Annotated in this window: 1 protein-coding gene; it reads left to right on the top strand. The window is 61.8% G+C overall.

Translation table 11 applies throughout. The features are described 5' to 3' along the window. Positions 1-16: 16 nt before the first annotated feature. Positions 17-283: class I tRNA ligase family protein (locus ACZYTC_RS34415; protein ID WP_488991776.1), on the top strand; the 267-nt coding region annotated here is incomplete at its 3' end.

A 283-nucleotide genomic window follows, 5' to 3' on the forward strand; every position in this document is an offset into this window, starting at 1 on the left:
CAACTGTCAGTTGACTATTCAACTCCGAGTTCCCTCCCCCAGGACCACCGAGCGCTATAACGCCCGCGACGCCGAGCCCAGATGGCAGAAGATCTGGGCCGACCAGGCGATCTTCGAAACCAGGAATGAGGATCCGCGTCCGCGCTATTACGTGCTCGAGATGTTCCCCTATCCCTCCGCGCGCATCCATATGGGCCATGTGCGCAACTACACCCTGGGCGACGTGGTGGCGCGCTATCGCCGGGCCAAGGGCTTCAACGTGCTGCATCCCATGGGCTGGGAT

The organism is Labrys sp. F242 (assembly GCF_057813875.1).